The following is a 17194-nucleotide window of genomic DNA, read 5'->3' on the forward strand; positions in this document are numbered from 1 at the left end:
CCCTAATAAATAAGGCTTTTAATTATCACAAGCCTTTAAAATAAACTCAATATATTCTAAAGCGAGTTCATGAAATTAAGGCTAATTAAATTAGCCTATATCATCACCCAAAAACACATTACCATGATCACATCTTCAATTATCTTCTCATAATTATCTATTACAATAAATATTCCCAATAATAATGGCAAAATTAAAAATATAATTTTGATACCAAAGCAATCAACAAAACAAAATAAAATCAACAATAAAATCCGTTTGAGATCACAAAATATAAAATAGCAACAATAATAACAAAGAAACCTAAAAAAATAACTCATATAGGAATGATAACTTCCCTTATTCTATTTTAATGCATAAAAAATCCGGTATAATAAATACATACCGGATTATCACACTAGAACTAAATAATTGAGTACTTCCTTAATATATCAGTATTACGAAGCCCCCTCATCACAACTGATTGCCATCATCCTATTAACAGCCTGAGCTAAAGCGGTTTTATTCTCATTATCTTCCAATAAACTAAAATGGTTACCCGGAGTAGCAATCAACTTAAGTGAAGTATCAGGCATGACCCGCTCCCAACCTAACGACGGCTCTATATTCACGGACTCCGACTTTTCATCCATCACAAAAGAAACAGCAGGAGAAGGTTCTACCGCATAGAACTGATGCAGCGTTATTGCTAATGCTGGCGGCTCATAATCGGCAACGATTTGCGTGTAACGTTCGATCTGCTCCCAATGTTTTGCGATCACATCAGCACGCAGATTGACGGGATATAACGCCAATTCTTGTGCTGCTTCAATAAACTGCACCAAATTCAACTCATCAATTCGCCGGTACAATGCTGCAATCTTTTCTTTGCATTCCTCCCCTGATTGCCGGGCCAGCTCAGTAAAGCAATGGTATTTGGGCTGCATAGCCTCCTTCCCAAAATAATGAGGCGCAGGCGTATCAATTAACCCCAAGAAATTGACCATTTCACCGGCACTCAAAAGCCGCTGGACAACGGCATAAGCCAATACCCCACCGGAAGAGTAGCCACTTATCCGATACGGGCCTACCGCTTGTACCGCTTTCATCAAGGTGATCATTCTGGCTGCCTGCTCTTCCATCGTTAACATCGGTTCTTCACTGATGGATGGCCAAGGCAGCGCATAAATCGGATAGCCCGACGGGATATGTTGAGCCAGCCCGAAGACATAAGAATAATCACCCATGCCACTGGGAACAAAGAACAGTGGCAATCCTGTTCCATCAGGTCGCACCGATATAGCGCTGCTTCGCGGCTGAGACAATAAATCTGAGGTGATTTTAGTTGCCAATTCGGACAACACCGGGAATTGGAACAAAGCATTCAATGTAAAAATCAAACCCCGACCGGCAGCAAGATTCATCATTCGCATGGCAAGCAGTGAGTGGCCGCCCAACGCGAAGAAATTGTCATACCGGCTAACCTGCTCAATCCCTAGCAATTCACACCAAATCGCGGCTAATACGGTCTCCGTTTCGCCTTGTGGCGCTTCATAAGCCTGACGAGCAAACGCTTCATTGTCCGGCTCCGGTAGCGCACGACGATCTAATTTACCGTTCGGTGTCAATGGAAAAGCGTCCAGACGCACAAAGGCTGACGGCACCATATAGTCAGGTAAAATGGCAGTCAGGTGGGTACGCAGGCTATTCGCCAACCTCTCATCCGCTTGCGCCACCACATAAGCAATTAAGCGTTTGTCCTGCCCTTCACCCAACGCCAGCACCACAGATTGACTTACCGCAGGATGTTCCACCAACCGGGCCTCAATTTCACCCGGTTCAACCCGGAAGCCACGAATTTTCACCTGTTGATCATGGCGTCCCAGGAATTCCAGATTGCCATCCGGCAAGTAGCGAACCAGATCTCCGGTTCGATACATCCGTGCATTTGGATTATCGCTAAACGGATCAGTCAGGAAGTATTCCGCAGTCAGTTCAGCACGGTTGAAATAACCCCGTGCGACACCCGCGCCCCCAATATACAATTCCCCCACAACGCCTAACGGTACTGGCTGCCCCTGAACGTCGAGCAGGTAGACACGTGTATTCGGTAGCGGACGGCCTATGATATTGGCCTGCCCCATCCCCTCGTTTAGGCAAGATGTCGTCGTGGTAATCGTGGCTTCTGTAGGGCCGTAGCAATTCGCCAGAACAGGGTATTCACCGTGAGTCGATAGCCAACGTTGTAACTCATGATCAGGTATCGCTTCACCACCAATGCAAATAATCCTTAAGCCCTGATAGATATCGCCTTTATTAACATTTGATATTACCCGCCAGAATTGGGCTGGTATCGCCATGTAGGTAATTTTATAAGACTCGCACAGACGCCAGAACGCCTGCGCACTCAAGAGCCACTGATTTGTCCTTAAGACTAATTGTGCCCCCTGTGTTATTGCGCAAAATATTTCTGACGCGCAAACGTCAAAAGAAGGGTTGCAAAATTGCAATAGACGGTCAGATGCGTTAAGCGACCATTTCATGTTCAGCGAAGTAATTTGACTGACCAGTTGTCTATGTTCAACCATCACGCCCTTTGGTGTGCCAGTCGAGCCGGAGGTGTAAATCACATACGCCAGATGCCGCGAGGTTAATTCCGGTATCTGTGGATTGCTGTCTGGCTGGTCAAGCAATGTATTCGGATCAAGCACTGTCAGACCGGTAAGCACATTCTCGCCCAACACTGTACGCCCGACAGCATCAGCCAACAAAATAACCGGTGAAACATCAGCCAAAATATACGTTAGACGTTCACCCGGATAATCCGGATCTAACGGCACATAAGCTGCGCCAGCTTTCAACACCGCCAACAATCCCACCACCATCGCCGGTGAACGTGCCACGCAAATCGCCACCCGCTGGTCCGGTTCTACACCTAGCGCAATTAGCTGATGGGCCAGCCGGTTAGCGCGGGCATTTAATTCAGCATAGCTGAAAGTTTGCTCCTCATATACTAACGCTGTGGCGTCAGGGGTTTGCTCCACCTGTTGTTCAAACAATTGATGAATACATAACCGTTCAAGATACGAGGTTTCCGTCGCATTCCACGTTTTCAGCATCAACGTACTTTCAATTTCAGGTAGGATGTCCAATGTCCGTACCGGCGTTTCCGGGGTCTGTTCCAATGCCGCCGCCAAGCTCTCCAATGCCTGTTGCATATAGCCGCATACCCGTTCCGGCTCAAACGGTTGGATAACTTGAGCAGTCAGCCCCAGTGCGTCACTAAAATCCTCCACCGACAAGGCAAACGGATAGTTGGTAAACTCCTGCGCACCAAGGAATTCAATACCGTCCATCGTTTCATCCAAAGGATCTGGCTGATCATTATGTCGGTAGTTCAACAGGGCGCTAAACAGTGGAATGCCATCCTGCACACCACTACAACATTGAGCCAGCGCCAGTGAGGCATGCTCATGTTCCAACAATCCCGCTAACTGGCTATGTACTGCCTGTACACTATCTCGCACCGGCGTATCATCCATATCCAGCCGCAACGGCAAGGTATTGATAAACAGCCCCATGCCGCTGTCAACCCCTTTCCCAACCGCCATGCGTCCAAATATTACGGTACCGAACACCACCTGTTCCTGTCCGCTGGTACGCGACAACACCTGCGCCCAAGCCAGATGACATAAAGCCGCCAGACTGACCCCCAAACGCCGGGCTTGACTGCGTAAACGGTCATTCAGCTCAGGTGCCAACATCCGCTGCGATTCCGTCACTTGGGAGCCATCACGATGCACCTCCGTCAATCCGAACGGCAATGTAGGTTCATCCACCTCCGCCAACATTTCGGTAAAGAAGCGGATATGCGCTTCCTGACTCACCCCCAGCCGGGCCTGCGCTACCAAATTGCGGAAAGGTGTCGGTGTTGGCAGGCTCCCCTCCAGTCCGTCCAGATAAGCTTGTACTTCACGGTTCATCACGTCCAGCGTGGTATGGTCGCCAATCAGATGATGCAGCAATTGCAGTACCGTCCAACGGCCATCCGTCTCCTGTGCTACCACAAAGCGCAATAACGGTGCTTCGCTCAGGTCTAGACGATGGTGACGGGGATCAAAACGCTCAGCCAATTGTCCGCTAACCGATCCATCGGCTGGGTTCAGTGTCAATTCAGTCACCGACAAGGATGCCTGACGCCAAACTACTTGGGCGGGCACTGACAGCCCTTGCCAGATAAAGGCGGTACGCAAGATATCGTGTCTATTTACCACCTGTTGCACCGCCGCCAGATAACGGTCCAGCAAAGTCCGCTCAGTAAAGACCATCTGACCGGTTAATAAATAGGGGTCCCCTTTGTTTGCCAATAAGTGATGGAACAGAATACCGTCCTGCAACGGCGATAAGGCATAGATATCCTGAATATTGGCAACTCCGTCCGGCATTTGCCCGACGATACGGTCAATCTCTGACTGAGTTAGATCAATCAGTGGCAACATTTCCGGTGTCAACGCCGTGGTTGCCGGGGTGATGACGTTAGCTGGCACGATTATGGCCTGATGCTGTCCCAACGTTTGGGCCAAATCTGACAGCACCGGCGACTGGAACAGATCACGCGCCGCCAATGTCAACCCCAAATGACGCAAGCGTTCAATCATGCGTACAGCGAGCAGTGAATGGCCGCCCAACGCAAAGAAGCTGTCATATCGACTAACCTGTTCAATCCCCAGTAATTCACGCCAAATCGCCGCTAGCGTCATTTCCGTTTCGCCTTGTGGCGCGACGTAAACCTGACGGGCAACGGCTTCACTGTCCGGTGCCGGTAGCGCCCGACGATCCAGCTTACCGTTCGGCGTCAACGGAAACGCATCCAGACGCACAAAGGCTGCCGGCACCATATAATCAGGCAGAATTTTACTCAGGTGAGTACGCAAGCTATTCACCAGCCCGTCATCCGCGAGTGCCGCTATATAAGCCACCAGCCGTTTGTCAGGCCCATCACCTAACGCCAACACAGCCGCTTCACGCACCGCCGGGTGCTCTACTAAACGCGCCTCAATTTCCCCCGGTTCAATGCGGAAGCCGCGAATTTTAACCTGCTGGTCATTACGGCCCATGAACTCCAGATTACCGTCCGGCAAATAGCGAGCCAAATCCCCAGTTCGGTACATGCGGGCATCCGGGGTATCACTGAACGGATCGACAAGGAAACGTTCGGCGGTTAACTCAGGGCGATTGAGATAACCTTGGGCGACCCCATCACCACCGACATAAATCTCACCGATCACACCTGGCGGTACCGGCTGACCGTAAGCATCCAGCAGATAAACACGCGTATTCGCTATCGGCCGGCCAATAGGTATCCGGCTCGCTCCTTGCGGTAACGCCTCGATAGGATACATGGTGGTAAAGGTGGTTCCTTCACTCGGACCATAGGCTTGCAAGAGTTGTTGTGGCGGACGATTATCCAGAACCTGAGCAATCACCTGTAAATCGGGTATATCTCCCCCGAAAATCAGGATCTTAATTTGCGGAAGAATGGGAGATAACTCTGCCGCCAACCGGTTAAACAACCCGATAGTCAGCCATAGAACTGTGATGCGGTGCTCCTGTAAAGTCAGCACTAGCTCCTGCGGTGTCAATAAAGTGGCGCGGTCGATAACCACTAAAGCCCCCCCATTAAGCAACGGTGCCCAAACTTCAAACGTGCTGGCATCGAAAGCTGGATTAGCTGTAAAGGCAACCCGATCCTCCGGTCCGATGTTGGCATAGCCATTATTGATGACCAGCCGGACCATAGCACGATGCTGTACCAAAACCCCTTTGGGTGTGCCGGTAGAGCCGGAGGTGTACATAATATACGCTAATTCGGCGCTGGAACGCGGCAAATCAAGGTTGACATGATCTTGCTCTCTGTTCGTACTTTTCTTATCCGCGAGACGCAACAGCGGAATAGTCAAGTTAGCCGGAATATCAGCCCGTGTATCAGTAAGCAGCAACCGGGCGGAACAATCACTTATCAGCCAATGTTTCCGCTCATCCGGCATACTGGGATCAACCGGCACGTAAACAGCGCCAGCTTTGAGAATCGCCAATTGGGCCACCACCAGTTCTATCGAGCGTTCTAACAGGAGCGCAATAGGGTCATTCGGACGAATTCCCTGTTCGATTAACTGATGAGCCAGTCGGTTAGCGCATGTATTCAGCTCCGTATAGCTTAAGGTTTTATCGCCCGCTATCAGCGCCGTCGCCTCTGGGGTCTTCTCCACTTGCTGCTCAAACAACTGATGAATACATAATGCATCAGGATAGGCGGTTTCCGTGGCGTTCCAAGTTTCCAGCAACAACCTGCGTTCCGTTTCAGGCAGGATGTTCAACCCCCGTATCGGTGTCTCCGGCGCTTGCTCCAAAGCTTCTACCAGACTCTCCAGCGCCTGTTGCATATAACCGCATAGGCTTTCCGGATCAAACGGTTGTACGACCTGAGCCGTCAGCCCCAGAGATTCACCAAAATCCTCCACCGACAGCACAAATGGGTAGTTGGTTCGCTCCTGTCCACCAAGAAATTCAATACCACTGATCAGTTCATCTGACGTTGCCGACAAAGCATTATGCCGATAGTTCAACAGCGCACTAAAGAGTGGCGTACCGCTGGCAACCTTGCTGCAACGCTGAGCCAGTGCCAGTGACGCATGCTCATGCGCCAATAATCCGGCCAGTCGGGTATGGGCGGCCTGTACGCTGTCCCGTACCGGAGTCTCATCGATATCCAGCCGCAACGGCAAGGTATTGATAAACAATCCCATGCCATTGTCAGCACCGTCCCCCGCCTGCATACGCCCAAACAGCACCGTACCAAACACGACACTCGGCTGACCGCTGGTACAAGACAACACCTGTGCCCAAGCCAGATGACACAGCGCCGCCAGACTGACCCCCAAACGCCTAGCCTGACTACGCAAACGGTCATTCAGCGTACTCGTCAGCATCCGATGGAATTCCGTCACCTGCGAACCGTCACGATGTACCTCCGTCAATCCAAACGGCAACGTAGGTTCATCCACCTCCGCCAGCATCTCGGTAAAGAAGCGGGTATGCTCTTCCTGACTGATACCCAGCCGGGCCTGCGCCACCAAATTGCGGAAAGGAACCGGCACCGGCAAGCTCTCTTCCTCACCCATCAGATACGCCTGAACTTCGCGGTGCATCACTTCCATCGTTTCATGGTCACCGATCAAGTGATGATGCAGTTCCAGTAACAACCAACGACCATCCGTTTCCTGCGCGATAACAAAACGCAGTAACGGGGCTTGACTCAGGTCAAGACGATAATAACGCGGATCAAAACGCCGGGTTAACTGGTCACTGACTGAGCCATCAGCCGGGTTCAGTGTCAGTTCCGTCACTGACAATGGGGCCTGACGCCAGACCACCTGCGTCGGCACTGACAATCCTTGCCAAATAAAGGCGGTACGCAGAATATCGTGTCGATCAATTATCCGTTGAATCGCCGCCAAATAACGATCCAACAGCGCCCGGTCAGCAAAAACCATCTGGCTAATTAACAGATAGGTATCACCTTCATTCTCCAGCAGATGGTGGAACAAAATGCCATCCTGCAACGGCGACAGCGCGTAGATATCCTGAATATTCGCCATCCCGCCCGGGACTTGTCCGACGATACGATCAATGTCAGGCTGAGTTAAATCGATCAGCGGCAACATCGCCGGTGTCAATACCGTCGTATCCGGTGTAATACGGTTGTCAGGCACCCGGATTTCATCATGCTGAACCAGAGACTGCGCCAGAACACAGAGTGTTGGATGTTGGAACAGTGTTTGTACCGATATCCCCAGACCGATACGCCGCAATCGTTCAATCATGCGTACGGCGAGCAGTGAATGACCGCCCAATGCAAAGAAGCTGTCATATCGACTAATCTGCTCAACGCCCAGTAATTCACACCAGACAGCCGCTAACATCGTTTCTATCTTCCCTTGCGGGGCTTCATAAACCTGACGGGCAAACGCCGACTCCCCCGGTGCCGGCAACGCTCGGCGATCTAGCTTGCCATTCGGCGTCTGCGGGAAGCTATCCAGACGTACAAAGGCTGCCGGTATCATATAGTCAGGTAAAACTGCTTTCAGATGTTCACGCAAATCAACCGCCAAACCCTCATTCGCTTCCGCCGCCACATAGGCCACCAGCCGTTTGTCCTGCCCGTCATCCAGCGCCAGCACCATCGCCTCTTGCACCGCCGGGTGTTCCACCAGCCGAGTTTCAATTTCCCCCAGTTCAATCCGAAAGCCGCGAATTTTAACCTGTTGGTCGTTACGCCCCAGGAATTCCAATTCACCGTCCGGCAGATAACGAGCTAAATCTCCGGTGCGATACATCCGGGCATCGGACATCGGATTAAAGGGGTCCGGTATAAAACGTTCCTCGCTCAATGCCAGCCGGTTCAGATAACCCCGTGCCACCCCCACACCGCCAATATACATTTCTCCAACGCAGCCCAATGGCACGGGTTGCCTGTTTCTATCCAGTAAGTAGACGCGAGTATTCCTAATCGGCCGACCGATAGAACGATCATCTGCCGGGGATAATATTTCTTTACAGGTCGCCGTCACGGTATTTTCCGTCGGGCCATACGCGTTCAATAGCCGGAGTTGGTAGGTTTCCTGCCTAAACCAATCCTGAATGGCGTTCTTTTTGACCGCCTCACTGCCAATGATGATCAGCCTGAGACCATCCGGCAGCGGCAACCCGTTATCTCTGGCCGCCAGTTCAGACCAGAACAGAGTCGGCAAAAACATCACCGTGATACGGTTTTGCCGGGCTAAGGCAATAAATTCCGCCATTGAAGCCAGCCAGCTATCGTCGCGAATAACTAGCGCGGCTCCGTTACATAATGACGAGAAGCACTCTTCCACTGAAACATCAAACGCAAAAGCAGCAAATTGCAACACCCGGTCTTGCTCGGTGACGGCATAGAGTTCATGAACACCCAGATAACGTTGATACACCGCCTGATGTTCTACCATCACCCCTTTCGGCTGCCCGGTTGAACCGGAGGTATAAATGATGTAAGCCAAGTGCTGTGGCGTCAACGCCGGGACCTGCGGGTTACTATCCGGCAGGTCAGGCTGGATATTCGGGTCGAGTACCGTCAACCCGACCAGCGCCTCGTCGCCCAGTGCAGCCTGTCCGGTCGCATCAGCCAATACCACTGATGGGGCAGTATCATTCAGGATATACGTCAGACGCTCCCCCGGATAAGTTGGATCCAGCGGCACATAGGCCCCACCGGCTTTCAGCACCGCCAACAATGCCACCACCATAGTCGGGGAGCGAGCCACGCAAATGGCTACCGGCTGATCCGGTGTTACGCCAAACGCAATCAGTTGATGAGCAAGGCGATTGGCGCAGGCATTTAATTCGGCATAACTAAGCGTCTGCTCTTGATACACCAGCGCCGTCGCATCAGGGGTTTTCTCCACCTGTTGTTCAAACAACTGATGAATACATAACGCGTCAGGATACGGATTCTCCGTGGCGTTCCAGGTTTCCAGTAACAACGTGCGTTCGGTTTCCGGCAGGATGTTCAGTGTTCGTACCGGCGTCTCTGGTGCCTGCTCAAGGGCCTCTACCAAACTCTCCAGCGCCTGCTGCATATAACTGCACAAGCTTTCCGGATCAAACGGTTGCACCACATGAGCAATCAACCCCAGCGTGGCGCCATCGTCCTCCACCGACATTCCAAAGGGATAGTTAGTGCTCTCCTGTTCGCCCAGGAATTCAATCCCCTCTATCGTTTCATCCAAAGGATCAAGCTGATCATTATGTCGGTAGTTCATTAAGGCACTAAAAAGTGGCGTACCGCTGGCAACCCTGCTGCATCTCTGAGCCAACGCCAGTGAAGCATGCTCATGTTCCAACAATCCCGCCAGCCGGGTATGTACGGCCTGTACACTATCGCGTACCGGCGTATCATCCATATCCAGCCGTAACGGCAGGGTATTGATAAACAGCCCCATACCATTGTCAGCCCCTTCTCCCGCCGCCATGCGCCCAAATAGTACAGTGCCAAACACTACTTTCTCCTGACCACTGGTACACGACAGTACCTGTGCCCAGGCCAGATGACACAACGCCGCCAGACTGACCCCCAAACGTCGGGCTTGGCTACGCAGACGGTCATTCAAGCTGGCCGTCAGCAGTCGATGGGATGCTATCTCCTGAGAGCCATCACGATGCACATCCGCCAGTCCGAACGGCAGCGTAGGCTCATCCACCTCCGCTAACATGTCAGTAAAGAAGCGGATATGCGCTTCCTGACTCACCCCTAGCCGGGCTTGAGCCACCAAATTGCGGAAAGGAGCCGGGTCAGGCAGGCTATTCCCTTGCCCGGCAAGGTACGCCCGCACTTCACGGTTCATCACTTTCATTGTGGTATGGTCACCAATCAGGTGATGCTGCAATTCCAGTAAGAACCAGCGGCCATCGGTCTCCTGCGCCACCACAAAACGTAACAGCGGTGCCTGACCCAAATCGAGACGATAATGACGGGGATCAAAACGTCGAGCCAGTTGATCGCTAACCGGCCCATCAACCGGGTCCAGCGTCAATTCAGTCACTAATAAGGATGCTTGACGCCAGACTACCTGTGCCGGCACTGACAACCCTTGCCAGATAAAGGCAGTGCGCAGAATATCGTGGCGATCAATCACCTGTTGCACTGCCGCCAAATAACGATCTAGCAGAGACCGGTCAGCAAAAGCCATCTGGCTGACCACCAGATAGGGATCACCTTCGTTTGCCAATAAATGGTGGAACAAAATACCGTCCTGCAACGGTGACAGAGCATAGATATCCTGAATATTAGTCATCCCACCCGGCACCTGCTCGACGATACGGTCAATCTCAGCCTGAGTCAGATCAATTAGCGGCAACATTTCCGGGGTGATTTTCGTCGTCGCTGACGTAATCACATTCGATGGCACCACCATAACCGGGTGCTGCCCCAATGTTTGCGCCAATTCAAACAACACTGGCGACTGGAACAGGTCACGCACTGCCAACGTCAACCCCAAGTGACGCAGGTGTTCAACCATCCGCACAGCCAGCAACGAGTGGCCGCCCAACGCAAAAAAGCTGTCATACCGACTGACCTGTTCAATCCCCAGTAATTCACGCCAAATCGCCGCCAGCGCCATTTCCATCTCTCCTTGTGGCGCAACATAAATCTGGCGGGCAAACGCCTCTTCGTCCGGTGCCGGTAACGCCCGGCGATCCAGCTTACCGTTCGGGGTTAACGGGAAAGCATCCAGACGCACAAAAGCTGACGGCACCATATAATCAGGTAAAATGGCACTCAAGTGATCACGCAGAGTAATCGCCAGCCCCTCATGGGCTTCCGCCGCCACATAGGCCACCAGCCGTTTGTCCGATCCATCACCCAGCGCCAACACAGCCGCCTCACGCACCGCCGGATGCTCCACCAGACGATTCTCAATTTCTCCCGGTTCAATGCGGAAGCCGCGGATTTTAACCTGTTGGTCATTGCGGCCCAGAAATTCCAGATTACCGTCCGGCAGATAGCGGGCTAAATCCCCGGTCCGGTACATACGCGCATCCAGTTGATCACTAAATGGATCTGTCAGGAAACGTTCCGCAGTCTGGTCAGGGCGATTAAGATAGCCACAAGCAACCCCATCTCCCCCCACATAAATCTCACCGATCGCACCTGTCGGCACCGGCTGACCGTAAGCATCCAGCAGATAAATACGTGTATTGGCTATCGGTCGGCCAATGGGGATACGGGTCACTCCCTGCGTTAATGCCACGATAGGATACATAGTGGTAAAAGTGGTTCCCTCACTGGGACCATAAGCCTGCAAGAGTTGTTGTGGCGGGCGATTATTTAGAACCTGAGCGATCACCTGTAAATCGGGTATATCTCCCCCGAAAATCAGAATCTTTATCTGCGGCAGAACCGGAGATAACTCTGCCGCCAGTCGGTTAAACAACCCGATAGTGAGCCACAGCACTGTGATGCGGTGAGCCTGTAAAACCGGTACTAACTCCTGTGGTGTTAATAACGTGGCGCGGTCAATAACCACTAACGCCCCGCCGCTGAGCAACGGTGCCCAGACTTCAAACGTACTAGCATCGAAAGCCGGATTAGCCGTAAAGGCAACTCGGTCATCCGGTCCGATTTCAGCATAGTCATTATTGATGACCAGCCGGACCACCGCACGATGCGGTACCAAGACCCCTTTAGGTGTACCGGTAGAACCGGAGGTGTACATGATATACGCTAACTCGGTGCTGGAACACGGCAAATCAGGGTTGAGGCACTCTTCCTCTCTTCCGTCCGTGTCTGATTCATCCGAGAGACGCAACAGCGGAACAGTCAGGTTAGCCGGAATATCAGCCTGTGTATCGGTGAGCAGCAACCGGGCGGAACAATCACTTATCAGCCAGTTTTTCCTCTCATCCGGCATACTGGGATCAACCGGTACGTAAACGGCGCCGACTTTAAGAATAGCCAACTGGGCCACCACCAGTTCTATCGAGCGCTCTAACAGGAGCGCAATATGATCACCGGAACAAGCTCCCTGTTCGATTAACTGATGAGCCAGCCGGTTAGCACGGGTATTCAGTTCCGTATAGCTTAGCGTTTTATCTCCTGCTATCAGCGCTGTCGCCGCTGGAGTTTTCTCCACCTGCTGTTCAAACAACTGATGGACACATAACTGATCTGGATAGACGGTCTCCGTCGCGTTCCAAGTTTCCAGCAACAAGGTACGCTCCGCTTCCGGCAGGATCTCCAATACCCGAACGGGCATTTCTGGCGCTTGCTCCAGCGCTTCCACCAGACTCTCCAGTGCCTGTTGCATATAATCGCATAGGCTTTCCGAATCAAACGGCCGCACGACTTGAGCGGTCAGCCCCAGCGTAGAGCCACCGTCCTCTACCGACAGCACAAACGGATAGTTAGTTCGCTCCTGTTCGCCCAGGAATTCAATCCCAGCCATTGTTTCATCCAAAGGATCTGGCTGCTCATTATGACGATAGTTCAACAGGGCACTAAAGAGCGGCGTACCGCTGTCAACTCCACTGCATCGTTGAGCCAAGGCCAATGGAGCATGCTCATGCTCCAACAATTCAGCCAGCCGCAGATGCGCCTCCCGCACACTGTCCCGTACTGGGGTTTCATCGATATCCAGCCGCAGCGGTAGGGTATTGATAAACAACCCCATTCCTTCCCCCACAGCCATGCGCCCAAACAGGACGGTACCAAACACCACTTTCTCCTGTCCGCTGGTACGCGATAATACCTGTGCCCAAGCCAAATGACACAACGCCGCCAGACTGACGCCCAAACGTCGAGCTTGAGTGCGCAGACGGTCATTTAGCTCAGGAACCAACATCCGGTGGGATTCCGTCTTCTGAGATCCATCACGATGCACGCCCGTTAACCCGAACGGCAACGTTGGCTCATCCACTGCCGCCAACATATCGGTGAAGAAACGGGTATGCGCTTCCTGACTCACTCCCAACCGGGCCTCAGCCACCAGATTACGGAACGGCACCGGCGCAGGCAGATTCTCCCCCTGTCCGGTAAAATAGGCCTGCACTTCACGGTGCATCACTTCCATCGTTTCATGGTCGCCAATCAAATGATGCTGCAATTCCAGTAAGAACCAGCGGCCATCGGCTTCCTGAGCGATAACAAAATGCAGTAGCGGCGCCTGACTCAAGTCAAGACGATATTGAACAGGATCAAAACGCCGGGTTAACTGATCAATGACTGGACCGTCCGCCGGGTCTAGCGTCAGTTCTGTCACGGGCAACCGTGCCTGACGCCAAACCACCTGCGCCGGAACGGATAATCCTTGCCAAATAAACGCCGTCCGCAAAATGTCATGGCGATCAACCGCCTGTTGTACCGCCGCCAGATAACGTTCCAGCAAAGACCGGTTGGCAAAGGCCACCGGATAGAGCACCAGATAGGGGTCGCCTGCCTGTTCCAACAGGTGGTGGAACAAGATACCGTCCTGCAACGGCGACAACGCATAGATATCCTGAATATTGGTTATCCCGCCCGGCACTTGCTCGACGATGCGGTCAATGTCAGTCTGACTCAAATCAATCAGCGGCAACATCTCCGGCGTCAGCGCCGTAGTTGTCGGCGTGATGACGTTAGGCGGGACTATCACAGCCTGATGCTGTCCCAACGTTTGCGCCAACACTGACAGCACCGGAGACTGGAACAGATCACGCGCCGTCAGTGTCAAACCCAGGTGGCGCAAGCGCTCAATCATCTGCACGCCGAGTAGGGAATGACCGCCCAACGCAAAGAAACTGTCATGCCGGCTTATTTGTTCAATGCCCAATAACTCACGCCAGATGTCCGCCAGAGTGATTTCAGCCTTCCCTTGTGGGGCTTCATAAATCTGACGGGCAAAATCGTCTTCCCCGGGCGCAGGCAACGCCCGGCGATCTAACTTTCCACTTGGGGTCTGCGGGAAGCTATCCAGACGCACAAAGGCCACCGGCACCATATAGTCAGGCAAAATGGCACTCAGGTATTCACGCAGATCAGCAGCCAATCTCTCATTCGCTTTCGCCTCCACATAAGCCACCAGCCGTTTGCCCTGATCGCCATCCAATGCCAGCACCGCTGCCTCTTGTACCGCCGGGTGTTCCGTCAATCGGGCTTCAATTTCCCCCAGTTCAATTCGAAAACCGCGAATTTTAACCTGCTCATCGTTACGGCCCAGGAATTCGAGGTCACCGTCCGGCAGGTAGCGGGCCAAATCACCAGAGCGATACATCCGTTCGCCGGATACCGGACTAAAAGTATCCAACATAAAACGTTCCACGCTCAACGCCGGCCGGTTCAGATAACCTCGTGCCACCCCCACGCCACCAATATACATCTCACCTACACAACCTGCGGGGACCAGTTCGCCATATTTGTCCAACAGGTAGATACGGGCATTTTTAGCCGGTCTGCCGATAGAACGGGCATCCTCTGGGGATAACACCTCCTTATAGGTCACCGTCACGGTGTTTTCCGTCGGGCCATAACCATTCAACAGCCGAGGCCGATGGCCTGCTTGTCTAAACCAGTCCTGAATGGCACTCTTTTTCACCGCCTCACCCCCAATGATGATGAGCCGGAGACAATCCGGCAGCGGCAATCCATTATCTCTAGCGGCCAGTTCAGACCAGAATAAAGTCGGCAGTGACATCACCGTAATACGATATTGTCGGGTTAAGGCAATAAATTCCGGTATCGAAGCCAGCCAGCTATCATCCCGGATAACCAGTGTGGCGCCGTTGCATAGTGACGAGAAGAAATCCTCCACTGAAACATCAAACGCAAACGCGGCAAATTGTAATAGCCGGTCTTGTGCGGTGACGGCATAGGTGTCATTAAAACCCAGATAACGTTGATAAATCGCCTGCTGTTCCACCATCACCCCTTTCGGCTGTCCGGTTGAGCCGGAGGTGTAAATCACATAGGCCAGATGCTGTGGTGTTAATGCCGGGATCTGCGGATTGTTGTCGGGCTGGTCAAGTTGGATATTGGGATCAAGTACCGTCACTCCTACCAACGCCTGTTCGCCCAGCGCCGCCCGGCCAGCTTTATCAACCAGCACCACTGACGGTGCACTATCGCTCAGGATATATGCCAGACGTTCCCGCGGATAAGTTGAATCCAACGGCACATAAGCCCCACCGGCTTTCAGCACGGCCAGCAATGACACCACCATCATCGGGGAACGTTCCACACAAATCGCTACCCGTCGGTCCGGTGTGACGCCCAGCTTAATCAATTGATGAGCCAGCCGGTTAGCACGAATATTCAATTCCGCATAACTGAGGGTCTGTTCTTGATATTCCAACGCCGTGGCGTGTGGGGTTTGCTCTGCCTGTTGTTCAAACAATTGATGAATACATACCGGGTCAGGATAAGGGGTTTCCGTGGCGTTCCAAGTTTCCAGTAGCAAGGTACGTTCAGCCTCAGATAACACATTAAGCTGCCAAATAGGAATTTCCTCTCCCTGCCTTTTTGACGCTGCCAGCATCTGTAAATGTTCACCCATGCGCAGAATCACTTCCGTGCTCAGGCGATTTTCATCGTAAATCCAGCGAAAACCGCCCTGCACATTGATTTGGAGCGTCAGCAATTCGCCCGGCACCGTATGATCACACGGTCTATCCTCCGCTATGACAGCAATGGCAATTCGCCACGGCCGGTGGCTTGTCAACGCCGGAATAGCCCACAATGAAGGAGCGCGCGCGAGGAGATCTCGACTAAATGTGCGGTGCCGGGCCAACCGGGCCAGCTCACCATCCAGCCAATTCGCTACCACATGCCAGGGCTTATCAAACTCCATCTCAACGACCATTGGCACCACCGGTGCCAAATCTGCCGACTTATCGTTTACCCCATCCACGCACCAACCGATTTGGAATACCGTCTGCTGAGTCAAACGCGCAAGGTAGATAACGAATGCCTGCAACAATGTTTGTAATGGTTCCTCTTCACCGTTTTTTGGCAACGGGAGCTGCCAGTCGCTTATTACCCAACTGGGTTCTATTTGCTCTCCGGCGGTTTCAAAAGGTAATTGGAGGGGTTGCAAAGCAGCAAGACGTTCGCACCAAAATGATTCACTGGATGTCAACGTCTGGGGAATATTCTTTACATTTTGAGTCGGTGGTAAAGTGTCATTTACGTTGGTTATATTTTCTGACGTCTGAGAGAGGAGTTCAACTTTAAAATCACTTCCTGCTTGAGCGATACTATCTTTCATTTACTACCTCAACGAATCTGTTAGAAATTTGAAAACTGTCATTTCTGACAACCATCACCAATATTTCTTTCTCACTTCTTGCCCCCAAGAAATAAAAACGGACACATCTGATATCAATTCAAAATATTCAGATACGGGATGCTATAGCCCCGTCAACAACAAGCAATTAACAATTTCTTGACATTAATTTTCCTGACAACGGAATAAATAATTTATTTTATGCTCCGGAATAAGACATTCCATTTTTGTTCCCGTTTTTTAGATAAGTTCGATTAATTGACTGCAATTTTAATTGGCTAATATTGAATTCCATCATTTAAAATGTAACCGTCAACTGCATTTAATTATGCATAAATACCAAATCACCATTGTATGTTATCTAT

Annotated in this window: 1 protein-coding gene; it reads right to left on the minus strand. The window is 51.9% G+C overall.

Annotated elements, in window-relative coordinates; all coding sequences use genetic code 11:
* Positions 1-437 precede the first annotated feature (437 nt).
* Positions 438-16811 carry a non-ribosomal peptide synthetase gene (locus LGZ98_RS12480; RefSeq protein ID WP_262978137.1) on the minus strand — a complete coding sequence of 5458 codons (16374 nt, stop codon included), beginning with the start codon at positions 16809-16811 and terminating at the stop codon, positions 438-440.
* Between the last annotated feature and the right edge of the window lie 383 nt (positions 16812-17194).

Source organism: Photorhabdus kayaii (assembly GCF_025384895.1).
GTDB classification, from domain to species: Bacteria; Pseudomonadota; Gammaproteobacteria; order Enterobacterales; family Enterobacteriaceae; genus Photorhabdus; species Photorhabdus kayaii.